The sequence below is a fragment of the Sphingomonas sp. HMP6 genome, from assembly GCF_013374095.1.
Lineage (GTDB): Bacteria > Pseudomonadota > Alphaproteobacteria > Sphingomonadales > Sphingomonadaceae > Sphingomonas.
In genome coordinates this window covers 1,606,715-1,631,971 of sequence record NZ_AP022672.1, presented here as the reverse complement: position 1 = coordinate 1,631,971, position 25,257 = coordinate 1,606,715, and the positions used below count along the sequence as shown (strand labels likewise).

18 protein-coding genes are annotated in these 25,257 nt (G+C 64.4%); 10 read left to right on the top strand and 8 right to left on the bottom strand.

The window, feature by feature from the left end; all coding sequences use genetic code 11:
• Positions 1–37: 37 nt before the first annotated feature.
• The 4 genes from HMP06_RS08120 to HMP06_RS08105 all read right to left on the bottom strand — a co-directional run bounded on the left by HMP06_RS08120 (position 38) and on the right by HMP06_RS08105 (position 3,808).
• Positions 38–757 (bottom strand): response regulator, encoded by a 720-nt coding sequence (locus HMP06_RS08120; RefSeq protein ID WP_176498433.1) that lies wholly within the window; start codon positions 755–757, stop codon positions 38–40.
• Between the two features lie 117 nt (positions 758–874).
• Positions 875–1,366: an EF-hand domain-containing protein gene (locus HMP06_RS08115; RefSeq protein WP_232089921.1), complete on the bottom strand. Its 492-nt coding sequence runs from the start codon at positions 1,364–1,366 to the stop codon at positions 875–877.
• Positions 1,367–1,493: 127 nt separating this feature from the next.
• The gene (locus HMP06_RS08110; protein WP_176496633.1) at positions 1,494–2,282 is read right to left on the bottom strand and encodes a thioesterase family protein; all 789 of its coding nucleotides are present in this window, start codon (positions 2,280–2,282) and stop codon (positions 1,494–1,496) included.
• Complete coding sequence (locus HMP06_RS08105; RefSeq protein ID WP_176496632.1) at positions 2,279–3,808, bottom strand: class I adenylate-forming enzyme family protein; 1,530 nt, start codon at positions 3,806–3,808, stop codon at positions 2,279–2,281. The genes HMP06_RS08110 and HMP06_RS08105 overlap by 4 nt, the downstream gene beginning before the upstream one ends.
• Positions 3,809–3,905: 97 nt before the next feature.
• Here HMP06_RS08105 and HMP06_RS08100 point away from each other — a divergent pair, with 97 nt between their 5' ends.
• Together HMP06_RS08100 and HMP06_RS08095 are read left to right on the top strand one after the other, a co-directional pair.
• On the top strand, positions 3,906–4,520 hold the full coding sequence (locus HMP06_RS08100) for a glutathione S-transferase family protein (RefSeq protein ID WP_176496631.1): 615 nt from the start codon (positions 3,906–3,908) through the stop codon (positions 4,518–4,520).
• Positions 4,517–5,314, top strand: coding sequence for an SDR family NAD(P)-dependent oxidoreductase (locus HMP06_RS08095; RefSeq protein WP_232089920.1), 798 nt, complete (start codon positions 4,517–4,519; stop codon positions 5,312–5,314). The genes HMP06_RS08100 and HMP06_RS08095 overlap by 4 nt, the downstream gene beginning before the upstream one ends.
• Positions 5,315–5,318: 4 nt before the next feature.
• On the opposite strand, the gene HMP06_RS08090 is transcribed toward HMP06_RS08095, so the two are convergent.
• Complete coding sequence (locus tag HMP06_RS08090) at positions 5,319–6,545, bottom strand: TCR/Tet family MFS transporter (protein ID WP_176496630.1); 1,227 nt, start codon at positions 6,543–6,545, stop codon at positions 5,319–5,321.
• Positions 6,546–6,687: 142 nt separating this feature from the next.
• Here HMP06_RS08090 and HMP06_RS08085 point away from each other — a divergent pair, with 142 nt between their 5' ends.
• From HMP06_RS08085 to HMP06_RS08065, 5 genes are all read left to right on the top strand, one after another.
• Entirely contained in the window at positions 6,688–7,905 is a 1,218-nt protein-coding gene (locus HMP06_RS08085; protein WP_176496629.1) for an acyl-CoA dehydrogenase family protein, read from the top strand.
• 185 nt (positions 7,906–8,090) lie between these two features.
• On the top strand, positions 8,091–9,158 hold the full coding sequence (locus HMP06_RS08080; RefSeq protein ID WP_176496628.1) for an acyl-CoA dehydrogenase family protein: 1,068 nt from the start codon (positions 8,091–8,093) through the stop codon (positions 9,156–9,158).
• Positions 9,159–9,366: 208 nt separating this feature from the next.
• The gene (locus HMP06_RS08075) at positions 9,367–12,102 is read left to right on the top strand and encodes a TonB-dependent receptor (RefSeq protein WP_232089919.1); all 2,736 of its coding nucleotides are present in this window, start codon (positions 9,367–9,369) and stop codon (positions 12,100–12,102) included.
• Positions 12,103–12,296: 194 nt separating this feature from the next.
• Positions 12,297–14,606: a ribonuclease R family protein gene (locus HMP06_RS08070; RefSeq protein ID WP_176496627.1), complete on the top strand. Its 2,310-nt coding sequence runs from the start codon at positions 12,297–12,299 to the stop codon at positions 14,604–14,606.
• Positions 14,607–14,630: 24 nt separating this feature from the next.
• Positions 14,631–15,929: an acetamidase/formamidase family protein gene (locus tag HMP06_RS08065; protein WP_197940729.1), complete on the top strand. Its 1,299-nt coding sequence runs from the start codon at positions 14,631–14,633 to the stop codon at positions 15,927–15,929.
• 22 nt (positions 15,930–15,951) lie between these two features.
• On the opposite strand, the gene HMP06_RS08060 is transcribed toward HMP06_RS08065, so the two are convergent.
• From HMP06_RS08060 to HMP06_RS08050, 3 genes are all read right to left on the bottom strand, one after another.
• On the bottom strand, positions 15,952–17,652 hold the full coding sequence (locus HMP06_RS08060) for an SPASM domain-containing protein (RefSeq protein WP_176496626.1): 1,701 nt from the start codon (positions 17,650–17,652) through the stop codon (positions 15,952–15,954).
• Positions 17,653–17,878: 226 nt separating this feature from the next.
• Positions 17,879–19,039: a saccharopine dehydrogenase family protein gene (locus HMP06_RS08055; protein ID WP_176496625.1), complete on the bottom strand. Its 1,161-nt coding sequence runs from the start codon at positions 19,037–19,039 to the stop codon at positions 17,879–17,881.
• 113 nt (positions 19,040–19,152) lie between these two features.
• Positions 19,153–20,964 carry an ABC transporter transmembrane domain-containing protein gene (locus tag HMP06_RS08050; RefSeq protein WP_176496624.1) on the bottom strand — a complete coding sequence of 604 codons (1,812 nt, stop codon included), beginning with the start codon at positions 20,962–20,964 and terminating at the stop codon, positions 19,153–19,155.
• A gap of 152 nt (positions 20,965–21,116) precedes the next feature.
• Between HMP06_RS08050 and HMP06_RS08045 the strand changes: the two genes are divergently transcribed.
• From HMP06_RS08045 to HMP06_RS08035, 3 genes are all read left to right on the top strand, one after another.
• Positions 21,117–22,349: a polyhydroxyalkanoate depolymerase gene (locus tag HMP06_RS08045; RefSeq protein ID WP_176498428.1), complete on the top strand. Its 1,233-nt coding sequence runs from the start codon at positions 21,117–21,119 to the stop codon at positions 22,347–22,349.
• A 540-nt stretch (positions 22,350–22,889) separates the two neighbouring features.
• Positions 22,890–23,486, top strand: coding sequence for a DUF5343 domain-containing protein (locus HMP06_RS08040; protein ID WP_176496623.1), 597 nt, complete (start codon positions 22,890–22,892; stop codon positions 23,484–23,486).
• Between the two features lie 185 nt (positions 23,487–23,671).
• Positions 23,672–25,024, top strand: coding sequence for an IS1380 family transposase (locus HMP06_RS08035; RefSeq protein ID WP_176495742.1), 1,353 nt, complete (start codon positions 23,672–23,674; stop codon positions 25,022–25,024).
• The last annotated feature ends 233 nt before the right edge of the window (positions 25,025–25,257 follow it).

The window sequence follows — 25,257 nt, the reverse complement described above, 5'->3', positions numbered from 1 at the left end:
GACAAGCTGCGCGGCAGCAGCCTCCCGGCCCCGCTCCTCAAAGCCGCGTCACTTCGGCGGCCAGCGTGTAGCCGCCGCCCCACACCGTCTTGATCAGTTCAGGCGTCTTGGGGTCGGCCTCGATCTTGCGACGCAGGCGACTGATCTGATTGTCGATCGCGCGGTCGAACGCGGCGGCCTCGCGCCCTTGCGTCAGATCGAGCAACTGGTCGCGCGTCAGCACCTGGCGCGGGCGGGTCACCAGCGCGTGGAGCAGGTTGTATTCGCCGGTCGACAGCGGCACCGACACGCCCTCGCGGTCGACCAACGTGCGCTCGCCCGATTTGAGCACCCAACCGGCGAAGGCGAAGGAGCCGGTCTCGGGCGCATGCTGGCGCGTGCCCCCGGCGGCGGCGCGGCGCAGGATGACCTTCACGCGGGCCGCCAGCTCGCGAGGGGAAAAGGGCTTCACGACATAATCGTCGGCGCCCATTTCGAGCCCGACGATACGGTCGGTCTCCTCGGTTCGGGCGGTGAGCAGGATGACCGGGGTTTCGCTGGTTTCGCGAATGTGGCGGGTCAGCGACAAGCCGTCCTCGCCCGGCATCATGATGTCGAGGATCACGAGATCGATCGCGTAAGCCGTCATTCTTGCACGAGCACCTTCGGCATCGCCGGCTTGCGTCACGCGAAAGCCCTGCCGCGTCAGATATTGCGCGAGCGGCTCCCGGATCGAGCGTTCGTCATCGACGAGCAACAGGTGTGGCGTGTCCCCCATGATGTCGGTCTCTAGCATGGCTGGGGCTTCTGGAAAGGAGGGGGCGTTCCAGCGGGACGTGGCGGACGAGCCCATGGGGGCGGCGCTCGTCCGGCGTCCGGGCCCGGAGAAGGGGGATTACTGGCCCGGATTGGGCGCAGGCGGCGGCGGGGCGATCGCATCGGCCGGATCGGCGCGGCGTCGCTCCATCATGTCACGGGCCTTGTCCGTCCACGCCTTGATCTCATCCTGTGAAAGCTGGCCGTTGTTGTTCGTGTCCATGCGGCTGAAGCGCTTGTCGGCCTGTGCGACGAATTCGGCGCGGGTCATCGCGCCGTCACTGCCGCCGGCGCGCGCCATCATCCGGCTGCCGGGGCCTTGCCGCTCGTCGGCGGTGATCGTGCCATCCTTATTGGCGTCCATCCGGTCGAAGCGGGTATTGGCCTGCGCGGTCGCCTCGGCCTTGGAAATCAGGCCGTCGCCGTTGGTATCGGCGCGCATCATGCCCATCCCGCCGCTCTGGGCGAAGGCGGCAGTCGCCAGCACCGTGACGGCGAAGGACGCGAGGAAGGTGTAGCGCATCGGGATCAACCTTTTCGACAGCACCGGGGCGATGCCGGTTCGTTGCATTCCTTATGCCGTGTTACCTGTCGCGCTGCTGTGCCCGCAGGTCGTACAAAGTGTCGCAAAATGTCGCAGACCGAACCTTCCGCCACCCCGGCTCAAGGCTGGAGTGACGGTGACGCGGGGCGGGCGATCACCCGAAGATGGCGACGCTCTGCATCCCCTGCGCGATCGGCACGCCATCGGCGTTCCACAGCATCATCGTCTGGCTCGATCCGCCGTTCACGGCGTGCTGCGAGTCTGCTGACAGCAGCCACCAGCCGTCGCTCGTCGTCGGCGTCGGGGTGAGCAGATTGACGATCCAGGTGACCGAACTGACCGGCACGAACTCCTTGCCGAACAGCTTGAACGCGGCCGGGGGCAGGGCGTCGGCGAGTGCCATCACCTCGACCATCGGGTCGATCCCGGCAGCATCGCGCAGGCGGGCCCAGCGTAGCCACCCGGCTTCGCCCAGTGGGACGCCGGGGGCCTGCTCCTTCAAGTCGAAGAAGTTGAAATTGCCGGTGAAAAATTCGTCCGGCCCGGTGTAAAGCGTCGCATCGGGCGCGGGCGGCGGCACGCGGCTGTCGAGCCGCCCGGCGAGTTCGACCCGCGACGGTTGTTCGGCCATGAACACGAAGATCGCGCGGTAGCCGAGCCCTGCTTCGGATACGATATCGGCCTGGATGAAGGCAGCTGTGCGCCCGCGGCGCAGCTTGGTCGCGGTGACGGTGACGGTGCCCGACAGCGGCCCGATGAACGACACTTGGGCCGATCGCAGCGGGGGAAGGTCGGGCTCGATCGCGTGTGCGGCGTGCAGCGCGAGCGCGCTCGACAGGCCGCCATAAGCGGTGCGGCCTTGCAGCCAGCTCGCGGGGATTTCAGCGCGGAACCCATTCTCGATCGGCGTCGCGGCGGCCAGAATGTCGCGAATCGAAATCATGCAATCGTCTCCATCAGCCGGTCGCGCAATGCGCGCTTGAGCACTTTCCCGATCGCGCTGCGCGGCAATTCGTCAATCGCGTGGAGCGCCGACAGACGCTGGGTCTTACCAAGCTGCGCGTTGGTCCAGGCGAGAATTTCCGGGATGCCCGCGTCCACCCCGGTATGCGGCACATAGAAGCCCACCGGCGTCTCGCCCCACGCTTCGCTCGGTACGCCGATGACGCTGCAATCGGCGACAGCGGGATGCTGCGATAGTACCGCTTCGAGATCGGTGGGATAGATGTTGAAGCCGCCCGAGATGATCAGATCCTTCTTGCGGTCGAGCAGCGTGAGGAACCCATCTTCATCGAACCGCCCGACATCGCCGTGGCGGATGTAGCGATTGCCCTCGGCATCGAACCATTCGGCCGCCGCGGTCGCTTCGCTGCGGCCGTGATAGCCCGTCATCATCGCGGGCGAGCGGCCGACGACTTCGCCCATTTCGCCTTGCGGTACTTCCTTGCCGTCGTCGTCGATCAGGCGAATGTCATGCCCCTCGACCGGGCGACCCACGGTGTGGAGCTTGTCGGGGAATTGGTTGGCGACGAGCAGGCACGTGCCGCCCCCCTCGGTCATGCCGTAATATTCGACCAGCAATCCGGGCCAGCGCGCCAGCACATCGGCCTTGAGCGCCGCCGAGAAGGGCGCGGAGGTGCAGGTCTTGAAGGCGAAGCTCGCAAGATCGAACTGGTCGAAATCGGGCAGCGCCATGATCCGGCTGTACTGCACCGGCACCAGCATCGTGTGGGTGGCGCGGTGTCGTTCGGCGAGCGTCAGATAGCCACGCGCGTCGAACTTCTTCATCAGCACCGCGGTCCCGCCCCAGCCAAGCGTCGGCAGGAAGCTGACCAGCGTCGTATTGGAATACAGCGGCGTGGCGAGCATCGTGACGGCCTCGCCGAATCCGGCGGCGGCGTTGCGGTTGATATGCGCCCAGCGCATCGCGTGGCTCTGCACGATGCCCTTGGGCGTGCCGGTAGTGCCCGACGAATAGATGATGTTGAAGCCGTCTTCGGGGCGGATCGTGACTGGGGCCGGCACGGCTCCGGCGGGTGCGAGCCACGGACCGAGCGACTTCAGATGCACGAGCTTACCCGGAATATGCTGCCCTGCCAGCGCAGTGGCCGCATCGGCATCGATGAAAGTCATCGGCGCGGCGCAATCGGCGATCATCGCGACGATGCTGTCGGGCGTGCCCGAGGGCGCGAGCGGCGTCGCCACGCATCCTGCGCGGAGTGCGCCCAGGAATACCGCGGCATAATCGATGCTCGCCGACGCGACGATTGCGACTGCGTCGCCTTGTTGTACGCCGTCGCGCTGTAGTGCGGCGGCGATCCGGTCCATCAGCGCATCGAGACTGGCGTAATCCAGTTCCCCGCTCGCGTCGGCCAGCGCGACCTTATCGCCGCGTTCGGCGGCATGCGCCCGGATTAGGTCGGGCAGGGTGGCGAAATCGCTTTCGAGCATTTCGGCGGCAGTCGTCATATAGGGTTTTTCCGATACCGTAGCCGCGATCCGCTAGGCGAGGCGCGCCCTAAATGCCATACGCGACTTTCGAAAAATGCAGTGGGGCCTACCGATCATGCTCTTTTACGATTCGCCGAACCCCGCGCCCAATCCGCGCCGCGTCCGCATCTACCTCGCCGAAAAGGGGCTGAGCGTGCCAACGCAGACGATCTCGATTCGCGACGGGGAGCATCGCGGTGACGCTTTTCTGCAGGTCAATCCGCTCGGGCAAACCCCGGCTTTGGTGATCGACGGGGCCGACGTGTTGACCGAGAGCATCGCGATCTGCCGCTTCTTCGAAGCGTTGCATCCTAGCCCGCCGATGTTCGGCAGCGGCGCGCGCGGTGTGGCCGAGGTCGATCAATGGATCCGCCGCGTCGAGATGCGGCTGATGACGCCGCTCGCGATGGTGTGGCAGCATACCCACCCCTTCACCGCGCGCGTCGTGAAGCCGCAATATACCGAGTTCGGCGAGAGCCAGCGCCCACGCGTCGTGGCGGCGATGCAGGAGTTGGACGCGGCGCTGGCGTCACGCGAGTGGCTAGACGGGAAGGGGTATTCGATGGCGGATATCGTGTTGCTGACCACGATCGATTTCGCAGTCTTCGTGGGCGTCGCGATGCCGGAGGACGCCACCGCCTTGCGCGACTGGCACGCCCGCGCCTCTGCCCGACCGAGTGCGCAGGCATGATGGACGCGATGGAGGGTGCGGTCGCGGTCGTGACAGGCGGCGGCACCGGAATCGGCGCAGCGGTGGTGCGGCGGCTGGCAGCGCGCGGGGTGCGCTGCGTGGTGAACTATGCGTCGAGCAAGGAGGATGCCGAGGCGCTGGTGGCCGAGATCGGCGCCGGCGCGATCGCGGTGCAGGCCGATATCGTCGAGGACGCGGCCTGCCGCGCACTGGCAGAAGCGGCGGTAAACGCGTTCGGGCGGATCGATTTTCTGGTCAACAATGCTGGCCGTACCAAGTTCGCCAATCATGAGGATCTCGATGCGCTCAGCGCCGACGATTTCATCGATATCTACCGGCTCAACACGATTGCGCCGTTCCAGATGATCCGCGCCTGCGCCCCCGCAATGCGGGAAGGTGGCATTGGCGCGGTGGTCAATGTCGCCAGCGTGGCGGGGGTGTTCGGGCACGGCTCGTCGGTCGCCTATGCCGCGTCGAAGGGCGCGCTCACCACGATGACCAAGAGCTTGGCGCGCGCGCTCGCCCCTGCGATCCGCGTCAATGCGGTGGCGCCCGGCTATGTCGGCACGGGCTGGTTCGAAAAGCGGCTCGGCGACGAGGGCTTTGCGAAGCTCAACGCCCGCATCGCCGCCTCCACGCCGATGGCGATGGCGGCGGGGCCCGACGATATTGCCGGGCCGATCGTGATGCTGCTCGATCCCGCGAGCCGCGTCATCACCGGCGAGACGATGCTGCTCGATGCTGGTGCGCATCTCGACGTCGGGCTGGCGCGGCGCCCGGGGCGCGAGGTTTAGGCGCTCAGGCCTCCGCAACCACGCTGGGCTGTTCCGGACCGCGATCGAGCACGCGCCAGACGACGATCCCGAGCGCAAGCAGCGCAAAGCTTGCGGCGAGCAGGAAGGCTGCACCGGGAAATCCGTGCTCGACCCCTGCCGCGAGCGCCTGCGTCATCGCGAACGGGCTGAGGATCGCGGCGACGCTGCCCAGGCTGCCGAGCCCGCCTTGCAGCGCGCCCTGCCGTTCCGGCCCGGCGAGGCGCGACAGCAGCCCGTTCGCCGCCGGGCCGACAAAGCCCGACAAGGCCGCCAGAATCATCACCGCATAGGCCTGCCATCCCGCCGTCACAAAGGAGAAGGCGAAAAACCCGCCCGCCCCGCACGCGAGGCCAATCATCAACGCCCGGCGTTCCCCGACCTGACCGATCACCGGACCGACGACAAAGCCCTGCACCAACGCCATCACCACCCCAACCCAGGCGAGACTGAGGCCGATCGCCGCGGGGCCCCACTGAAAGCGGATCGTCGCCCAAAAGGCCCAGGTCGCGGGATAGACCATATGCGCGACCTGCCAGGCGAAGCACACGGCGAGAAGCGGAAGGGCGGTGCGACTTTCGAACAAGGGTTTGAACGCGCCGATGATGTGAGCGTCGCGCCAGCGGAAGGCGCGACGGTGTTCGGGTGCCAGCGATTCGGGCATCGCGATCAGCATCACCACGGCATTGCCCAACGCAAGCACGGCGGCGGCAATGAACGGCGCACGCGGGTCCAAGCCAGCGATCACGCCACCCAGCGCTGGCCCGATGATGAAGCCGATCCCGAAGGCGGCGCTGACATAGCCGAACGCGGCGCTGCGTTTTTCAGGCGGGGTGACGTCGGCGATCACCGAGCTGGCCGGGCCATAAACTGCTCCCGCGACCCCGGCGATGGCACGGCCAAGGAACAGCCACGCCAGCGTCGGTGCCCAGGCCATCAGCGCATAATCCGCCCCGAAGGCGAGCATCGACGCGATCAGCACCGGTCGCCGCCCGAACCGGTCGCTCAAATTGCCGAGCACCGGGCCAGCGAAGAATTGCGCGACGGCGAAGGCGACCAGCATATAACCCGCAATCCGCGTCGCCTCGTCGATCCCGACATGGCCGAGCCGCGTGATGAGCGTCGGGAACACCGGCATCACGATGCCGAAGCCGATCGTGTCGATCAACACGGCGGCCAGCACGATCGGCACGGCGCGATTTTGGAAATGCATGAAGACCTTCCCCCCGGCGCGAGCTTATCCAATCGCGGCGGAATGTGCGAGGCGCTCCGGATAGGGCCTTTCGCGGGACGCCGAACTGTGGCATCGCCGGACCATACCCGATCTTCAGTTTTTGTTTGTCAGGAGAGGTTTTATGGCCACTGCGCCCGAACTCGATGTTGCAGCCAACCCGCTGGAAAGTTTTCGCACTGAGACGCGCGCCTGGATCGCGGCGAATTTTCCGCCATCGTTGAAAGGGCAGGACAATTCTATGTCTGCGCTCGAAGGGCCGGGGGATCTGAGCGAGGACGAAGCCGCATGGAAGGCCGCGATGGGCGAAAAGGGCTGGGGCGTGCCGGGCTGGCCGGTCGCCTATGGCGGCGGCGGGCTCGACAAAGCGCAGATCCGCGTGTTGCAGGAAGAACTTGCGCGCGTCGGCGCCACCAACCCGATCGGCGGGATGGGCATCATGATGTTCGGCCCGACCTTGCTCGAATATGGCAGCGAAGCGCAAAAGCAGGAGCATATTCCGGCGATCGCCAAGGGTGAAATCCGCTGGTGCCAGGGCTATAGCGAACCCAATGCCGGGTCCGACCTCGCCAATGTGCAGACCTTCGCCGAGGATGCGGGCGACCATTATATCGTCAACGGCCAAAAGACATGGACGAGCGGCGGGCAGTGGGCCGACAAATGCTTTGCGCTGGTCCGTACCGACAAGAGCCAGAAGCATGGCGGCATCAGCTTCCTGCTGATCGACATGACCGCGCCCGGCGTCGAGGTGAAGCCGATCCGGATGATTTCTGGCCAATCGCCGTTCTGCGAGACGTTTTTCACCAATGTGAAGGTGCCCAAGGAAAATCTCGTCGGACGCGAGGGGCAGGGCTGGGAGATCGGCACGCGCCTGTTGCAGCACGAGCGCAACAGCCTGTCGGGCGGCGGTGGTGCCTCGCGGCTGTTCGCGGGCAAGCCGATGGGGACGCTCGCCAAGGAGTATCGCGGCGAGGACGAGAAGGGCCGTGTACCCGACAGCGATCTGCGGATGCGGATCGTGCGCCACGAAATGGACAGCCGCGCCTTCGCGCTGACGCTGCGCCGCGCGGCGATGGAGGCGAAATCGAACCAAGGTCCGTCGGCGGCGACGTCGATCATGAAGAATGTCGGTGCCCGCATCACGCAGGACCGCGCCGAGCTTTCGATCGAGATCATGGGCATGGCCGGGCTCGGCTGGGAAGGGGAGGGGTTCAGCGAGGAAGAACTGACCCAGACCCGTACCTGGCTGTGGGGCAAGGCGGTCTCGATCTATGGCGGATCGACCGAGATCCAAAACAACATCGTATCGAAGCGCATCCTGGGGATGCTGGATCATCAATAGCCGCATTTAAGGCCCCCTCCTGCCTTTGCGGGAGGGGGTCTGGGGTCGGGTCTTCTTCTTCGCGGCAGTCGCAGCAGAAAAAGACCCTCACCGACTGCGACTAGGCCCGCGCGAAGACCGCGGACCAAGTCTTCGTAGCTTCTCCCGCGAAAGCGGGAGAGGGAGAAAGATAGAAGGTTTAGAACATGGCCGCACTGAACGACGAACAAACCATGCTGCGCGATATGGTGCGCGAATGGTCCGATAATGAATCTCCCGTCACTGCGTTCCGCAAGCTGCGCGCGGCCGCTCCGGTAGAGGGCTATGATCCTGCCGCGTGGCGCGCCCTGTCCGAAATGGGGTTGCCCGGCATCGTGATCCCCGAGGAATTCGGTGGCACGGCGTTCGGTTATCTGTCGCTCGGGCTGGTGCTGGAGCAGCTTGGCCGCAACCTCGCCGTTTCGCCGCTGGCCTCTACCGCTGCTGCGGCGAGCGCGATCGTGCTCGGCGGATCGGACGCGGCCAAGACTGAGTGGCTTTCGAAAATCGCCAGCGGCCAAGTGGTCGCGACGCTCGCAATCGACGAAGGCCCGGTGCATGATCCGGCGAAGATCACCGCGACGGTCGTCGACGGCAAGCTCAGCGGCACCAAGGCGTTCGTCGCGGAAGGCGATAGCGCCGGGCTGTTCGTCGTCGCCGCGACCGACGGCCTCTATCTGGTCAGCGATGCCACCGGCGTGACGCGCTCGCCCCGCCACATGACCGATTCCCGCAGCCATGCGCAGGTTACGTTCCATAGCGCCCCCGCCGAACGGCTCGGCGATACCAAGCTGACCGCCCAAGTGATCGACCGCGCGACCGCGATCACGTGCGCGGAAATGCTCGGCATGGCCGAACAGGCATTCCACACCACGAACGATTACCTGAAGACGCGCGTCCAGTTCGGCCAGCAATTGTCGACCTTCCAAGCGCTGCAGCACCGCATGGCGAAGATGTTCACCGAGCTCGAACTGATGCGTTCGGCGGTCGAAGGTGCGCTCGAGGCGATTGATGCGGGCCGCAGCGATCTCGATCAGGCGGTGAGCCTAGCCAAGGCCGTGGCGAGCGACACGCTGCATCTCGTCAGCCGCGAGATGATCCAGTTGCACGGCGGCATCGGCATGACCGACGAACATGATGCAGGCTTCTACATCAAGCGCGCGCGGGTGCTGGAGACGATGTGGGGCAATGCTGCCTTCCACCGCGAACGCTTCGCGCGGCTCAACGGCTATTGAGCGCTGCCGGTCGCGCTGCATTGCAGCGCGATTTAGGCGGTTTTCGAAAAAAGGGTTCTGGCCGAACCGGGAGTGTTGCCGGAGGGCAACATGGTTTGCTCTAAGCAAAAGGTGTGATTGACGAGACAGGTCGAGCGCGGCATCATCAATCTTCGATAAACCGGTACGGGGACGCAGCGACGCTCCCGGCCGCTTCGGGGAGAGAGCCGTGCTTAACCGTCTGCTGTACACCTGCGCCGCATCGGCGCTGGCGCTCGGGATCGCTTCACCATCGATCGCGCAAACCGCGCCGCCCGCCACGCCAGCGCCGACCTCCGCCACCGACGATACGAACGAAGACATCGTCGTGACCGCGCAGGGGCGCTCGCAGCTTCTGGCCAATGTTCCCGCCGCCATCTCCGCCGTAACCGCACAATCGCTCGCTAACTCCGGTGCCAACGACATCCGCGGGTTGACGCAACTCGCGCCGTCGCTGCTCGTGTCGTCGACTGGCAGCGAAGCCAACGCATCGCCCCGCATCCGCGGCATCGGTACGGTGGGCGACAACCCCGGCCTCGAAAGCTCGGTCGCGGTGTTCATCGACGGCGTCTATCGCTCGCGCGCCGGTGCTGGTTTGAACGAACTCGGCGAAATCGACCGGATCGAAGTGCAGCGCGGCCCGCAGGGTACGCTCGGCGGGCGTAATGCCTCGGCTGGCGTGCTCTCGATCTTCTCGAAGAAGCCGAGCTTCACCTTTGGCGGCAATGTCGAAGGGACCTATGGCAATTACGATTTCTATCGTCTCGCCGGATCGATCACCGGGCCGATCACCGAGACGCTCGCCGCACGGGTCGACGGGGTCTATGTCAACCGCAAGGGCTTCTATTACGACGCGGCCAACAACACCGACATCAACGATCGCGATCGCTATTTCCTGCGCGGGCAATTGCTGTTCCAGCCGAACGCGGACCTCTCGTTCCGGCTGATCGGCGATTATACGCGCCGCAATGAGAAATGCTGCGCCGCGACCTATGTCGACAATTCGGTCAGCCCCTATATCGGCAACCTCAACGATCCTTCGACGCCACTCGCCCCGCTCCAGGCCGGGGGCAACAACATCGTAAACGTGCTGCGCGATCTCGGGCAGAACGTGACCGCAATTCAGTCCCCCGGCTATAGCCGAAACGTGAACGTGACGCCCGGTCGCAGCTATGCCGGCATCACCACCGATTGGGGCGTGTCGGGTCAGCTCGACTGGAGCCTGGGAGGGGTTAATCTGACCTCGATCACTGCGTACCGCGACTATAAAGCCGGTCAGGGCGGTGATATCGATTATAGCTCAGTCGACATTCTCTACCGCGCGGCGGACGGCAATTCGAAGCGCCAGTTCCGCACCTTCACGCAGGAAATCCGTCTGCAGGGTTCGCTGTTCGAGGACAAGCTCGACTGGTTGGTCGGCGGCTTTTTCGCCAATGAAGACGCGACCATCACCGACAATCTGCGCTTCGGCAACCAATACGGTCGCTTCGCGTCGTGCCGCATTATCAGCGGGGGCGGCCTGGCGGGGCTCTACAGCCCGACGTCGCCCGATTGCGTCGCGTCCAAGGCACTGCTGTCGGGTGCGTTCGGCGCGGCCGGCCCGGCCATTGTCGCCGGGTTCGACAATCTCGATTCGATCAATAACAAGGGCACGACGCTCGATCGCTATACGCAGAACAGCCAGAATTGGGCGGTCTTTACGCACAATATCTTCCACGTGACCGATCGTTTCGACATCACGCTGGGCGGCCGTTACACGCGCGAAAAGAAGAAACTCAATGCGCTGTTTGGCAATGACAATACGGCCTGTGTCGCCAACCAGACGTTGCTGTCGCCGTTCCTGACCAACCCGGGGCTCGCGGCCGTCGCGGGGGGGGTGATCGGACTGTCGTGCCAGGGCAATTCGACCTCCGAACTGAACGGCGTGGCGATCAACAGCAGCCGTAGCGAAGGACGCTTCACCGGCACCGCCGTCGCATCGTGGCGCCCGATCGATCATCTGTTGGTCTATGGCAGCTTCTCGCGTGGGTATAAGGCCGGGGGCTTCAACCTGGATCGCTCGGCGTTGAAGGCACCCATCGCGAGCTTCGCCTCGCTCGGCGGTGCGCAAGCGCTGGTCGGCAATCTGCAATTCGATGCTGAAACCGTCGATGCCTATGAAATCGGCGCGAAATATTCGACCGGTCCGTTCTCGCTGAGCATCGCCGGCTTCCGGCAGGATTTCAGCAACTTCCAGTTGAACACGTTCAACGGCACGGTCTTCCTCGTCCAGTCGATCAATGGTTGCAAATCGAGCCTAGCCGGCGCGGATCGGGACGCCAGCGCGACCACCGGCGCGTGTCCAGCGAGCGATGTCGGATACGGCGTCCGCGCGCAGGGTGTGGAATTGGAGGCATCGCTCGCGCCCATCCGTGACCTTCGCGTGAGCCTGGGTCTGACGTACCAGGACACGAAGTATCGCGCGAACCTGGTCGGCAGTGCGAACGGCGCGCCGCTCGATCCCGCTTTGCGCAAGCTGCCGGGCCAGGCGCTGTCGAACGCGCCGCTGATCGTCGCAACCGCCTCGGCGGCGTGGACCCCGCGGATCGGCAGCAGTGGACTGTCGGGGCTGTTCTACATCGATTCGCGCCTGAGCGACGATTACAACACTGGCTCCGACCTGTTCCCGCAAAAGGGCCAGGACAGCTTCGCACTGTTCAACGCCCGCGTCGGTCTGCGCGGCAAGGACGAGCGTTGGGCGCTCGAGTTCTGGGGCCAGAACATCTTCAACCAGAATTATGCCCAGGTTGCGTTCAACTCCCCGTTCCAGGCGGGCACCACCAGCGCGCCGTTCACCGATCCGCAATATCCCGGCGGCCGCAACCTGTTCTCGCAATTCCTGGCCGAACCGCGGACGTATGGCGTGACGGTAAGAGGGAAGTTTTAAGCCGCAGCGGAGGATGCGATTTAGCGTAGCTAAATCGCATCCTCCGCAAGGCCGGCCGGCGCGGCAAGCCGCGTCCGACCACTTGGGCTTTGCCCAAGTCCGGCCAGCCGCCGAACGACTTACAAAGGGCGCGCCACCTCACCAGGTGACGCGCCCTTTGCCGTTTGCCCCGCGCTCGCGTATCGCAGTTGACGATGTCCAAATCCCCAAAGCAAACCCCCGGCCTGCCAACGCGCGAGCAGATCCTCGCCTTCATCGCGGCGTCGCCGGCGCCGGCCGGCAAACGCGAGATCGCCAAGGCGTTCGGCCTGTCGGCGCAGGACAAGATCCTCTTGAAGGCGCTGCTCAAGGATATGGGCGACGAGGGGCTGATTGATGCAGCGCCCGGCCGCGCGTTTCACAAGATGGGCGGCGTGCCCAAAGTCACCGTGCTGCGCATCGCCGATGTCGACGACAGCGGTACGGTGTGGGCGGTGCCTGAACGCTGGGATGCCGACACACCTGCCCCCCGATTGCGGGTGCGCGAACGCAAGCGCGGTGCGCTGGGCATTGGCGACCGCGTGCTGGCGCGGACGGAAGAAGCCGGAAACGGCCTGATCGCGCATCCCATGAAGGTGCTGCCCAAGGGCGAGGAGCTGGTACTCGGGGTGCTGCGTCAGGAAGGCGCAACGCTGTGGCTGCAAGGGGTGGAGAAGAAGGAACGCCGCGAATTCGTGGTGTCGGACGCGGGTGATGCGCAGGTCGGCGATCTGGTGCTGGCCGAACTTGCTGGACGCCCGCCGCGAATGACGGTGCGCGTCACCCAAGTGCTGGGCGATCCGTTCGCGCCGCGCAGCTTTTCACTGATCGCGATCCACAAGCTCGGCATTCCCGACGTGTTTTCGGCCGAAACGTTGGACGAAGCGGTGCGGGTTGCGGGGCAACCGCTGGGCGCGGGGCGAGAAGACTTGCGCCACCTCCCGATCGTCGCGATCGATCCGGCTGACGCGCGCGATCATGACGATGCCGTCTGGGCGGCACCCGACGATGATCCTGCCAACGAAGGCGGCTGGAAAGCGATCGTCGCGATTGCCGACGTCTCTTTCTACGTCCGCCCCGGATCGAGCCTTGACCGCGAGGCGCGGCGGCGCGGGAACAGTGTGTACTTCCCCGACCGCGTCGTGCCGATGCTCCCCGAGAGCCTTTCGGCGGAAATGTGTTCGCTCAAAGAGGGCGTCGATCGTGCAGCGCTCGTTTGCCATTTGCAGGTTGGGAAGGGTGGCGCGCTGAAATCCTGGCGCTTCACCCGCGCGGTGGTGCGGATCGCGGCGAATATTGCGTATGAGGATGCGCAGGCGGCGATCGACAATAAGCCTCTCCCCTTCAGGGGAGGGGTTGGGGGTGCGGCCGTGCCTCAATTCGACGGCGGGATGTCGGCACAGCCACACCCCAATCCCTCCCCTGAAGGGGAGGGGCTAAGGCAAATCCTCCTCCCGCTCTGGGCTTGCTGGAAGGCGCTCTATAAGGCCCGCACCGCCCGCGCGCCGCTGGACCTCGATCTGCCGGAACGCCGCGTGGTGCTCGACGAGAAGGGGCGCATTCTCTCGGTCGCCCCGCGCGAGCGGCTCGATTCGATGCGGCTGATCGAGGATTACATGATCGCCGCCAACGTTGCGGCGGCCAAGGCGCTGGAGGCGAAGAAAGCCCCGGTCATGTACCGCGTCCACGAAGCGCCGAGCCGCGAGAAGCTTGTCGCGCTCAAGGACTATCTCAAGACCTTTGGAATTGAGTTCGCGCTCGGGCAGGTGGTGCGGCCCAAGACCTTCAACCAGATCCTCGACACGGTGATCGACCGCGACGAGCGGCCGCAGATTATGGAGCAAGTCCTGCGCACGCAGACGCAGGCTTATTATGCGCCCGCCAATATAGGCCATTTCGGGCTGGCGCTGGGGAGTTATGGCCACTTCACCTCGCCGATCCGGCGCTATGCCGATCTGCTCGTACACCGGTCGCTGGTCGCGGCGTACGATCTCGGGCCGGGCGGTCTAAGCGAGGGCGAGGCGGCGTCGATGGACAAGATCGGCGAGAGCATCTCGATGCTGGAGCGCCGCGCGATGGAGGCCGAGCGCGACACGATCGACCGTTATGTCGCGGCATTCCTGTCCGAAAAGGTCGGCGAAGTGCTGGAGACGCGCATCACCGGCGTCACCAATTTCGGCTTCTTCGCCACCGTCGAGGGGATCGGCGGCGACGGGCTGATGCCGGTGCGCGATCTGGGGGGCGAGTATTTCCGCTTCGACGAGGCGAGCCGAACGCTGATCGGCGATCAGACCGGCACGGTGTTCGCGAGCGGCCAGAAACTGCCGCTACGCCTCGCCGAGGCGAACCCGGTATCGGGCGCTCTCCGCTTCGAGATGGTCGAGGGACGGGGCGAGCGACCGGAGCGCGACCAACGCGGCCCGAAACGCGTGATCAAGCATCGCGGTCGACCGGCCAACATCCGGCATCAGGGCAAGAAGCGGTAGGGGATCACGGTGAGATACAGTTTCATGCGTATGAGCGCGGCGGCAATCCTGCTGTGTCTCGCGACCGGAGCATCGGCGCGCGAGACGTGGATCGTGCGTACCGATCTGTGGGGCAATCCCGCCTTTTCGACGCTCACGCTCGAGCGGGATGGGCAAAGGCTCGACGGTGACCTCGACGGAGACCGCGGGTCGGGCGAGGTGCGGGGCAAGAGCATCGTTTTCGACGCCATCGATCGCAGCGGTGTGGTCTCGCATCTGGTGGCCACGAGCACTGGCCAGCGCTTGCGCGGCACGATCGAGGGGCCGGACACCAACACGCCGAATGTGCGGGTGTCGCACGCCTTCACCGCGTGGCGCGTGCCGGATCGCCCGGCCGGCCCGGCGCGGACGATCGACTTCGTACCGAGCGATTATTCCAATACGTTTGCCGCCGACCGCGCGCCCGTGCTGACGCTCTGGCCGCGGGATAGCGTGCGGACGACCACGATCGATTCGGGCGGTGTCGATGCAAAGGGTGTGACGCGCGCTTTGTTCGGCAATCCGCAGACCGGCCCGTTCTTCATCGCGGGTGCGGTGCCGGGAGATACACTTGTGGTCCGGCTCGTACGGCTGAGGTTGAACCGCGATTATGCCGATAGCCTCGATACGATCGTCGGTCGTGCGTTGGGCGCATCGTTCGCGACGCAGGCTGCGGAGCTCGGCAAGCCGGTCCGCTGGAAGCTCGATCGCACGACCGGGCGCGCCAGTCCGGACGGTGCGACCGGCGCACTCGCGGCCTATTCGGTGCCGGTGCGGCCGATGCTCGGCGGGCTCGCCGTCGCGCCCGGCTTCGGCTCGCCGCCACTATCGACCGGCGACACCGGGCGCTTCGGCGGTAACATGGATTTCAACGAAATGGTGGAAGGCAACATCGTCTATCTGCCGGTGCAGCAGCCGGGTGCGCTGCTTTATCTAGGGGATGCACACGCGCTGCAGGGCGATGGCGAGACCTCGCAATATGCGCTCGAGACGTCGATGGATGTGACGTTCACGGTCGATCTTATCAAGGCGAACGCGATCCCCACGCCGCGCGTGGAATCGCCGACGCAGATCATGGTGCTCGGCCAGGCTGGCTCGCTCGACGAAGCGCTGAAGGGCGCGAGCGTCGGGCTGATCCAGTGGCTGCAAAAGGACTATGACATGACCTTGTCGCAGTCCGCGCAGGTGCTTGGCAGCGCGGTGCGATATGGCGTGCCCAATCTTGCCGGGCGGAGCGTTGGCGTGTCGGCCAAGCTCGACAAGGCGCTCTTGCCGGCGCCGCATCATGTTGTGAGCGTCGAATAGCGCCGCGCTCTGCCGCCAATGGTTAGTGGGGGCGCAGGGTGATCGCCTCGCCGCCAAGCGCGGTCCGCTCGTTCAGGCGATACTGCGCCTGCGCACTGAAGCCGAGTTCGGCGAGCGCGTTGGCCTCGATCAGCAACAGATCGAGATCATCGCTGAAGCGGGTGCGGCCAGCCGCGCATAAGGCGACGACGCGATCGGGCATACCGTGCGCCTCGCGGATCGCGTCGTGCAGGTCGAGCAGCGTGTAGTTGGTCGGCAAGCTGTCCGAGGGCAGCGTTTGCTCAAAGCTCCGCGTGCGCCAGTTTGCGACGTCGTAGAGATGGGCGATCTGTCGCCCCAGCCGCTCGTCGCGCAACGTCTCAAGGAACGCGACGTGCAGCGGATGGTTGGCCGAGCCGATATTTTTATGGTCGAAATCATGCTCCAGATGCCCGCCGGTATTTTGCATCATGTACAGCCGCACGCTGTCCGCGCCGAGCGTCTCGGCGAGATCAACCAGCGCGGGCATTTCATGGAAATTGTCGAGCTGAATCGTTGCGTTGATGTGAAATTCGCGGAAATTGCCGCGTGCGCGCTTGGCCGCGATGAATTGCAGGTTTGGCAGTAATTTGGCCCAAGTGCCGGGTCGCCGCAGGACGGCATACACCCACGGCGTGCAGGAATCGATTGAGACGTTCACACTCGGCAAATACTTTTCGAGCCCGGGATATTGCGCCCAGCGCGCTTCGTTCATCAACAGGGCATTGGTGTGGAGATCGAGCCGCGCGTCGAGATCGTGGTCTGACATGTAGCGCAGGATCGAGCGGTAATGCGGGCTCGACCACGGATCACCCTGACCCGAGACCGAGATCAACACTTCGCCCTCGGCATTGAGTAGCGGGCCAAACACGTCGCGCTCGATGATCGCGAAGCGCCGCTCCTGCTCCGCATCGGCAACCTCAATGCCGCCGCGGCACGACGGGCACGCCAGGTTGCACGTCACGTCATGCGCCAAAAACAGCCACCGCGGCCCCTTTGCCATTTCGGTGACGCTCGCGTCGATGATATGGCGCAGGTCGGGGTCGGTAACGTCATCGCGTTTCGGAAGTACGTCGTCGATGATGAAGCTGCAGCGTTGTTTGTTGCAGTGACGGTAACTGCCGTCGAGGATGCTCGCACGCATCGCCTGGGCCGACTCACTGTTCCAGATTTGCGCGAAGCTTTGTCCGTCGAGGTTGCCGAGCCGCTGCTGCGTCCAGATCGAGCAACACGGCGCTACGCTGCCGTCCATCAGCGTTTCGAACTTGACGAAGGGGGAGTCGCAGAAGCGGTCCGACAGATCGGGGGAGGGGCCGCCCTGACCGTGGCGCTGCACGAAGAACAGCGCGCCTGCCACTTGCGGGCAGTGGGCATTCTGCACCGCTAGCCGATCGAGCGTCGTCAGCCCCGTGGCGCGATCACCGGCGAGCGCTTGCAGCAGGCCGAGCAGGACGGTGAGTGATTTTAGAACGGTGCCGGACTGCCTGTCGATCAGACCTTCAGTTAGCCCGCGCAGATCGGCGATCTCCGCTGGCGTCGCGGTGCTCAAAAGCTGCCAGATTTCAGGGTGATCAAACCCGTCTTCGAGATGGGTGACAATGTTCTCGAGGATTTGGAGATAGTCGGGTACCGGGTCCGCGATCGGCTCGGTGCCGACGGCCGCATCGTCGAATACGGCGTGGTCGTTCTGTCCTGCGAAATCCATGACGGCCCGTTCTATGGTCTGCGTTACCTCCAATTATAGGTGAAGGCCGAGCGGAACCGGGGGACGTCGGTCGTTACGTGCCGGCGTTGTACGTATCTCGCCCCCGATGTGACGGCCTTCGATGCCGCTTTACGCAAACAAGGCGAGCGCCTTACCGACGGTATAGAGCAGGGTGAGAAGGGCGACGCTTCCCATCCGCAGCTGCAATGGCCCGAGAGGAACGACCTCACCCCGCCCGGAAGGTCAGCCCGGCGCGCGCTTGTAGCCGGTCCGCCAGCACTTTCCCCATCAGCGCGCCCGGCGTCCAGATGCCGCCGTCTCCGGTTACATCCTCGACCAGGCACAGCGCGGTCTCGGCGATCATCTTGCTGGTCGATCCATAGCCCGGATCGCGGTCGCCGGTGACGACGCAGTCGATCCGCTCGCCACCAGGGCCTTCGCCGATGAACAGCAGATCGTAGAAACCGGCGTCGCGTTCCTCCTTCGACGGGCCTTCGCCAGGCTTGGGGCCCTTGTCGCTGGAGAGCGGGTTCAGCTTGGCGATCGCCTCTGCGGCGGCCTTGCCCATCTCGCCCAAGCCCGGCGCGACCATCATCTCGTCATAGACGAAGTCCGCGCCGTACCCGGATCCGCCGAGCAGGAAGTTGGTACGGTGGACGTTCTTGGTGTTGATCGGCGCCATGATGAAGGGCGCGACCCACGCCTCGATCGTGCGGTCATATTCCGGCAGCAGGCCCTTGGGCTGGCTCGGGCCAGTGAAGCCGGGGGCGAGCGCAAACGGGTTGATCAGAAGCCCAAGCAGCGACGGGTCCTTTGCGGCCGCAGCGAGCGTCGCCTTCAGGCTCGCCGCCGTGCCGCCCGAAAAGCCGCCCTGCATCTTTCGTACACGCCCCTTTACGCGTGGCATGGCGTGGCCGAACTTTTCCTTGGCGGCGTCCTGCAGCGTCAGCACGCCGAGATCGAACGGGATCGAATCGAAGCCGCAACTGAACACGATCCGCGCGCCCGACGCTTTCGCAGTTTCGTGGTGCGCGTCGATCATCTGGCGCATCCAGGCTGGCTCGCCGCACAGATCGACATAAGCGGTGCCGGTCTCGGCGCAGGCGGCGACGAGGTCGCTGCCATAGAGCTGGTACGGGCCGACGGTGGTGAGAACGACCTGCGTGCGTTGGCACATGGATCGGAGTGAGGCGGGGTCGTCGGCATTGGCGGTGACAAGCGGCGTGTCGGCGGGCGCGCCGATCAGGTCACGCACTTCCTCCAGCTTGGCGAGCGAACGCCCCGCCATCGCCCAACGCTTGGCACCGGTCTGAGAGAGATACTCCGCCACGAGCCGCCCGGTGAAGCCGGTCGCGCCATATACGATGATGTCGAAGTCGCGTGTCATAATACCCCTCCGTCACCCCGGACTTGTTCCGGGGTCCACCGCTCAACCGGCAATGCCGCATCTTGCGGCACGGTGGACCCCGGAACAAGTCCGGGGTGACGGTTATTTGGCGATCATGCCGCCTCGCTGAACTGCAAACTCGCCAGCCGTGCGTAGAGGCCGTTCTGATCGACCAGCGTCCCGTGCGATCCGCTCTCCACGATGCGACCGTCGCTCATCACGATGATCCGCCGTGCCGCGCGCACGGTGGCGAGGCGGTGGGCGATGACGAGCGTGGTGCGCGTCGACATCAGCCGTTCGAGCGCCTCTTGGACGAGCCGCTCGCTCTCGGCATCGAGCGCGCTGGTCGCCTCGTCGAGCAGAAGGATCGGCGCATCGCGGAGCAGCGCGCGGGCGATTGCGACGCGCTGCCGCTGGCCACCGGAGAGGCGCGCGCCGCCTTCGCCGAGATAGGTATCGAGCCCCTCGGGCAGCTTGCGCAGGAACTCGGCGGCATTGGCCGCCTCGGCTGCCGCCCACAGTTCGTCGTCATGCGCGTCCCAGCGGCCATAGCGCAGATTGTCGCGGGCCGATGCGCCGAAGATCACCGTTTCCTGCGGCACCATCGCGATGCGAGCGCGGACTTCTGCCGGGTCGGCCTCGCGCAGATCGACGCCGTCGATCAGCACGCGGCCGGCATCGGGATCGTAGAAGCGCTGGATCAACTGGAACAGCGTGGTCTTGCCTGCACCCGACGGGCCGACGATCGCGACCGTCTCGCCGGGTGCGACCGACAACGAGAAGTCGTGCAATGCCGCCACGTCGCGGCGGGTGGGGTAGCGGAACTCGACATGTTCGAACGCCAGCGTGCCACGGGCGGGAACGGGCAGGGTGGTCGGCTTGGCAGGCGCGCGGATCTCGGGTTCTTCGTTGAGCAGTTCGGCCAGCCGCTCGGCCGCGCCCGATGCGCGGAGCAGGTCGCCATACACCTCGGTCAGGGCGGTAAAGGCGCCCGTCACCAGCCCGGCGGTGAAGATGAACGCGGTCAGCGATCCAGCCGACAGCCGTCCCGCCGCGACATCGGCGAAGGTCGACCACATTAGCAGCGTCACCGCGCCGAACAGCAGGCCGATGACGAGCGCGGTCATGATCGCGCGGATCGTGATGCGGCGCTTGGCCGCTGCGAAGCTGCTGTCGACCGCTTTTGCAAAGCGCTCCGCCTCGCGCCGTTCCTGGCCGAATGCCTGAACGATCTTCATCGCGCCGAACGTCTCGACCACCATCGCGCCGATATCGGCGATGCGGTCCTGACTGGAGCGCGAGTACTTCCGAACGCGGCGGCCGAGCAGGACGATCGGCAGCACTACGATTGGGATCCCGATAATCAGCATGACCGCCAACTTCGGCGCCAGCGCGAAGAGCGAGATGAGCCCTCCGATCCCGGTCAGCGTGTTGCGCAAAGCGACCGAGACGGTGGTTCCGACAGCAACTTCGATCTGCGCGGTGTCGGAGGTGAGGCGTGAGGCGACCTCGGACGGGCGGTTCTCCTCGAACCAGCGCGGCGCGAGCGTCAGGAGGTTGGACTGCACCGCCATCCGCACGTCGGCCACGGTGCGCTCTCCCAGCCACGACACGAAGTAGAAACGCAGCGCCGTCGCGATCGCGAGCACGCCGACCACCGCGAACAGGCCGTAGAAGATCGTGTCGATATGATGCGCATCGGTCGTGCCGTGGGTGAAGCCCTGGTCGATCACCGACTTGATGCTCCACGGTATGTACAGCGTGGCGGCCGAGGTGGTGAGCAAGGCGGCGAGTGCGATCAGAAGCTGCGCCGGGTAGCGCGAGGCGAAGCGCCAAATCATCACCAGGCTGCTGAGCTTGCGCTTCTCTGGCGGCGTTGTCGCTGCGGTTGCTTCGATCGGGACGGCGGGTTCTATATCGGCCATGCGGATCGCCTAGCAGGACGCGGAGCAAGCCTCAATCGCATTGGTGACGGATGCGAAAGGACCAGTTGCCGTTTGCCGCAGTGCGGCATAAGCTTAAGCGAACCGTAATGCGCCGCCGCTATGGTGGCACCTCGATTATTGGAATGTCCGGTATGCTGTACAGTGCGTATGAAATGCAGAAATCGATGTTGGCCAGCGCAGGCGCGATGGCCGATTTCAGTGCGGAATTGCTCAACAACCCGGCCAATCCCTTCGCCTATTTCGGCGGCGGGCAGATCCTGAGTTCGGCGCTGGAGGTGTTTGCCCACGCCGCCGCACCACGCGGCAAGCCGGACTTCGCGCTGAACACTACTACGATCAACGGCGAGAGCGTCGCGGTGACCGAGGAGATCGTGCTGCGCAAACCCTTTGGCCAGTTGAAGCGCTTTGCTCGCGCTGGGGTCACCGGCGGGCCGAAGCTGCTGATCGTTGCGCCGATGTCGGGCCATTACGCCACATTGCTGCGCGGCACGGTGGAGCGGATGCTGCCGGTGGCGGACGTGTACATCACCGATTGGCGCGATGCGAAACAAGTGCCGCTGTCCGACGGCAAATTCGATCTCGACGATTATGTCGATTATCTCATCGCGTTCCTGGAGGCGATCGGCCCGAATGACGGTGCGGGCGGCACGCACATGCTCGCCGTGTGTCAGCCTTCGGTGCCGTGCTACGCCGCCGCCTGTTTGATGAGCGCGGACAAAAATCCCTGCCGCCCCAAGACGCTGACCATGATGGGCGGGCCGGTCGATACGCGGATGGCCCCCACCTCGGTCAACACGCTGGCAACCGAGCGGCCGCATAGCTGGTTCAGCCAGAATGTGATCGCCACGATACCGGCACAATATCCCGGTGCCGGACGGAAAGTCTATCCGGGCTTTCTGCAGCTCGCCGGGTTCCTGTCGATGAACCTCGGCAGCCACATGATGAGCCATTACGAGATGTTCAAACATCTGGTCGACGGCGAGGATCTGGAGGCCGACGCGACCAAGGCGTTTTACGAGGAGTACCGTTCGGTCTGCGACATGACCGCCGAATTCTATCTGCAGACGATCGACGTAGTGTTTCAGGACCATGCCTTGCCCAAGGGCGAGATGCTGCACCGCGGCCGCCGGGTCGATCCCGCCGCGATCACCGATATCGCGATCCTCGCGATCGAGGGCGAAAAGGACGATATTTCGGGGCTCGGCCAGACCAAGGCCGCACTCGACATCGCGACCAACCTGCCTGAGGACAAGAAGCGCTATTACATGGCTGAGGGTGCCGGGCATTACGGCATCTTCAACGGCTCGAAGTGGCGCACCAAGATCGCCCCGGTGCTGGAGGAATGGATCGCCGCGCACGGTTGAGGCGGGCCGAAAGTGCCGAAAGTGCCGCTCAAAACGGGTGCGAAAGGTTAGGCTAAGGTTAGGCGTAACCGCAGCGTTTGCGGCGTCGGGGTGATGGCCCGGGCGGGGTGCGGCGCATTCGCTTGTCCGCGTAAAGTCACACGAGTCACGACATCACGGGTGGGTGCGCTCCCGCCCCGTGGCTAGCGTGCTGACCGGCGATTTCAAAGACCCGCACCGATTATGGCAAAGGGTGGAGGTGTAGGACAGGGGGGTGGGTTTTTGTCGAGAGGGGAAGGCAACTTTCGAGTGATGACGAGATACAAGCTGCCTGACGTTCACTTCTAGCGTACGAATTACTTAGCTTAATATCGGCACTTCAACTACCCGGCCGCCATACTCCAGCGGCCATTTGTCATTCGCGCCATGAATTTTGCCGGCTTCTTAGTCGGGTGGTCCGAATTAGAATCCACTTAACTTCAGTCGCATAAGCTGCAATGAACAGGTAGGCTACGTGCGGCAAAGAGGGGGAGCGAGTGGGCGACGTTATCTATACGACGGTTGCAGGCAAAATTAAGCCATTGCTGGACAAAATTAAAACAGTTGGGGTTCCCGAAGGTCACAAATGCGTGGCTGAAAACAATCGGCTTTACCTCCAGCAACGACGGCTCGCTTATCGGCGTACTGAAGGTTGCTCAATTGATAGACGGTAGCCAGGCTCCGACTGCGTTGTGGCAGAAATTCCGTGGATCCGAGGGACCCACCGCGCTCGCTGAGGGTATCAGAACCGGATATTCTGAATTGTACGGCGTTTATCCAGACGCACATGATCGCCCCAGCATTGATCTCGAGAATGTTTTTTCACAGAGTTCCAAAGCTGGAAGACAGGCCATATCAAAGGCGGTTGCCACCTTCAAAAACTTGGCAAAGGAAGCTGATTTTTCGAAAAGCAGCCAGGCTGTGCCTGCCGAGGCTGAACATTTCGAAACTACGACATTGCACGCGCCCGTAGAAGGCAAACACCCGACCAATGCCCGGGGCACAGCCCCAAACTTGCATATCGACGTTCAAGTCCATATTTCTGCGGATGCGAGCGTAGAGCAAATTGACCAGATATTCGCTAGCATGGCTAAACATCTGTATGGCTCGCAGACGTGATCGCAGAGCCGGAAATATTCAAAGCCGCGAAAGCAATACAAGAAGATGTTAGTGCGGTCTTAGCCCGGATTATTCATCGGGAGCGATAATCGGTGGTGGCGATCGTGGTCTAAGTCTTTGGTTTGGAGTAGAGAAAGGGTGCTTACGCCATCCCTCTGCTCCAGACAGAAAGTGCCACGACCGCCATGGCCGACGATAGTGGGTTCTCCTTCACCTTCCCAGCCATTCGTGGTCGAAAAATCACCGCCGCGTTCGACGGCGGTCGGCTGACGTCGGACGGCGGCGTGCTACTGCTCGCACAGGCCGAGCGGCGGTTGGGGATCGCGGATCGGCTCGCCGCCTGCATCGCTGATCCGCGCGATCAGGGTCGGGTGATCCACCGGGTCGCCGACATCTTGCGCGCCCGCATGCTCGCGATCTCGTGTGGGTATGAAGACGCCAATGATCTCGACGCCCTGCGGCATGATCCAGGGTTCAAGCTGGCGCTCGGCAAACTGCCGGGTGATCCGTTCGGGCTGGCCAGCCAGCCGACGATGAGCCGGTGGGAAAACGCGCCGACTACGCGCGAGTTGATCCGTCTGACCGGTACGCTGGTCGACCTTTATTGCGCGAGCTACCCCGTGCCACCTGCGGCGGTGACGCTCGACATCGATGATACCGTCGACGTCGTACACGGCGCGCAGCAGCTCTCTTTCTGGAACGGCCACTACGGCGAGCGCTGCTTCCTGCCGATCCATGTCTACGACACCGCTACCGGGCGGCCGGTTGCGATGCTGCTGCGCACCGGCAAAACGCCGTCGGGCAAGGAAGTCGCCGGCCATGTTCGCCGGCTCGTGCGACGTATCCGTCGCCACTGGCCCGATACCCGGATCACGCTGCGCGGCGATGGTCATTACGGTCGGCCAGAGCCGATGGCCTGGTGCGAGGCGAACGGAATCGACTACATCTTCGGGCTGCCCGGCAACCGCACGCTCCACGCCGATCCCGTCATCGTTCGGGAAGGCGATGCCTGCGCGACCGACCGGGCATTGCAGGGACTGGTCGAACTAAGGCGTTACGCAGAGACGCGCTACGCTGCGAAAACCTGGGGGAATACCGAACGTCGCGTCGTTGCTCGCATCGAGGCGAGCAGCCTCGGCCTCGACATCCGCCTCGTTGTCACCTCGCTTGCCGAGGGCAGCGCTGAACGGATCTATGACACGCTTTACTGCGCCCGCGGCCAGGCGGAAAACTTGATCAAGCTGCATAAAACGCAGCTGAAGAGCGACCGAACCTCCTGCTGCTCGGCCAACGCCAATCAGATGCGGCTCATCCTTCACACCGCCGCCTACTGGCTGATGTGGGCCGTGCGGCACGCTATGCCCGCAACCGCCACGCTCCGCACCGCCGAGTTCGCGACCATCCGCCTGCGGCTGCTCAAGGTCGCCGCGCGCGTCGTCGAAACCACCAGCCGCATCCGCATCGCCTTCGCAAGCGCCTGTCCCGATGCCGCGCTGTTCCGATCCATCGCGCTCAACTTGCGCACCACGGGACCATGATCGATGCGGCAGTGGCCGCCAAACGAACCCCGCCCATCAACTCCGCCCCAAACTGTGAACCCGCGATGAGACAGGCGCTTGGGACCCATGCGCCCTGCCTGCGGCTACACGACGCCTGCGCTGACCCATCGGCTGAGAAACGCTGCCGGTGAATAGATCAGGTTAGGGGCTCCAGTACAAGGCGTGCCAGCGCCGAGGAATGCAATCATCCCCGCCATCTTTTTCGATAACAC

What these genes read in the sequence shown, in the direction of transcription:
- HMP06_RS08080 (WP_176496628.1), top strand. Translation starts at nt 8,091, where the DNA reads ATGGCCGCACTGAACGACGAACAAACCATGCTGCGCGATATGGTGCGC.
- HMP06_RS08105 (WP_176496632.1), bottom strand. Translation starts at nt 3,808, where the DNA reads ATGACGACTGCCGCCGAAATGCTCGAAAGCGATTTCGCCACCCTGCCC.
- HMP06_RS08050 (WP_176496624.1), bottom strand. Translation starts at nt 20,964, where the DNA reads ATGGCCGATATAGAACCCGCCGTCCCGATCGAAGCAACCGCAGCGACA.
- HMP06_RS08090 (WP_176496630.1), bottom strand. Translation starts at nt 6,545, where the DNA reads ATGCATTTCCAAAATCGCGCCGTGCCGATCGTGCTGGCCGCCGTGTTG.
- HMP06_RS08100 (WP_176496631.1), top strand. Translation starts at nt 3,906, where the DNA reads ATGCTCTTTTACGATTCGCCGAACCCCGCGCCCAATCCGCGCCGCGTC.
- HMP06_RS08060 (WP_176496626.1), bottom strand. Translation starts at nt 17,652, where the DNA reads ATGGATTTCGCAGGACAGAACGACCACGCCGTATTCGACGATGCGGCC.
- HMP06_RS08035 (WP_176495742.1), top strand. Translation starts at nt 23,672, where the DNA reads ATGGCCGACGATAGTGGGTTCTCCTTCACCTTCCCAGCCATTCGTGGT.
- HMP06_RS08085 (WP_176496629.1), top strand. Translation starts at nt 6,688, where the DNA reads ATGGCCACTGCGCCCGAACTCGATGTTGCAGCCAACCCGCTGGAAAGT.
- HMP06_RS08070 (WP_176496627.1), top strand. Translation starts at nt 12,297, where the DNA reads ATGTCCAAATCCCCAAAGCAAACCCCCGGCCTGCCAACGCGCGAGCAG.
- HMP06_RS08115 (WP_232089921.1), bottom strand. Translation starts at nt 1,366, where the DNA reads ATGCAACGAACCGGCATCGCCCCGGTGCTGTCGAAAAGGTTGATCCCG.
- HMP06_RS08110 (WP_176496633.1), bottom strand. Translation starts at nt 2,282, where the DNA reads ATGATTTCGATTCGCGACATTCTGGCCGCCGCGACGCCGATCGAGAAT.
- HMP06_RS08055 (WP_176496625.1), bottom strand. Translation starts at nt 19,039, where the DNA reads ATGACACGCGACTTCGACATCATCGTATATGGCGCGACCGGCTTCACC.
- HMP06_RS08095 (WP_232089920.1), top strand. Translation starts at nt 4,517, where the DNA reads ATGATGGACGCGATGGAGGGTGCGGTCGCGGTCGTGACAGGCGGCGGC.
- HMP06_RS08120 (WP_176498433.1), bottom strand. Translation starts at nt 757, where the DNA reads ATGGGGGACACGCCACACCTGTTGCTCGTCGATGACGAACGCTCGATC.
- HMP06_RS08045 (WP_176498428.1), top strand. Translation starts at nt 21,117, where the DNA reads ATGCTGTACAGTGCGTATGAAATGCAGAAATCGATGTTGGCCAGCGCA.
- HMP06_RS08065 (WP_197940729.1), top strand. Translation starts at nt 14,631, where the DNA reads ATGCGTATGAGCGCGGCGGCAATCCTGCTGTGTCTCGCGACCGGAGCA.